Genomic DNA, 1,176 nt, shown 5'->3' on the forward strand with positions numbered 1-1,176 from the left:
TCCATATATGTTAATATATTGTTTAATTTCGTTCACAATAAACTACTTCAACAACTTAAGTAGACGTACGGACGTAAACCTAGTGTATTATTTTTTCAGACTTTCTTCCATAAATGTGACCAACCAATAAGCATTTTACAAAAGCATTTTCCTCATGAATATTAAGTAGGCTTCGTTAACAACACTTTCAATTGGTCGAAGTGGGGTTTGACCCTGTGTCAAAAGCCAAATTATACGGCTGCGCCGAAAAAAATAGTTATGGTAGAGTTATGAATATCTAAACTGCCCTTCTACTCTATACCCTTTATCTATACGAGGGTCGTTCATTTAATTGTGTCATTTGGGTTCTTCGGGGCGCATTTTGAGATTCACCAATAGTTCGTTCATTTCAACCCTTCGAAGTATTCTCCCTTAACAGAAATACATTTTTCTAATCTTGAAATCCAATCTGTGAAGGCAGAAAAGTAGGCATTTCTGGGAATACCCTGCAGACACTGAAAAATGGCACTGCCCAGGGCACTTCTACCTTCATATCGGCGCCCAGAGAGAGTTTTCTTCAACATAGGAAACAGGAAAAAGTCACATGGACTAAGGTCTGGTGAATAAGGCGGGTGGGGAAGCTCTACAACCTTTTCTGTTTCTAGGAAATTCTGAACCAGCGCACACTTGTGAGCAGCTGCATTGTCATGAATAAGGCACAAACCTTTAATTCCGGTAGCAGGTCTTTGTTTTGCATAATGTTTTTTCACTTTTGTCAGCACATTGTTCTTATAAAACTTACCTGTAACCGTTCGGCCTTTTGGTACAGGAATTTGAACAATTAGTCCATTAGAATTAAAACATATGGCATTTGAGACTTTTCCCGCGCTTTTTATTCTTTTTGCGATGACCGGCCTAGGTTGATCTTTGTGCAACCACTGTTTATTATTGACGCGTCTCTGAGGCTAAAAAAATACATCCAAGTTTCATCACCTGTGAGCAGCTCTGATAATCTTCGTTTGTCACAATTTTTGTACTTGTTTAAAAGACATTTGGCCAATTTTTCACGAGTAGCCTTTTGATCTTCTCACAAGAAATGTGGGACCCATCTTGCACAAACCTTTCTAAGTTTTAACTCTTGTGTTCAAATCTTATGAACTGACCCCGTTGATATACCAACACTTTCAGATATTTCTT

The 1,176-nt window shown here is 38.3% G+C and carries 1 pseudogene; it reads right to left on the reverse strand.

Annotated elements, in window-relative coordinates:
* Nucleotides 1-383: 383 nt before the first annotated feature.
* A pseudogene (locus tag F1381_RS27820) lies at nucleotides 384-923 on the reverse strand (transposase); the annotation flags it as partial.
* Nucleotides 924-1,176: the final 253 nt, after the last annotated feature.

This window comes from Paenibacillus tengchongensis (genome assembly GCF_008973665.1).
GTDB lineage: Bacteria > Bacillota > Bacilli > Paenibacillales > Paenibacillaceae > Paenibacillus_AQ > Paenibacillus_AQ tengchongensis.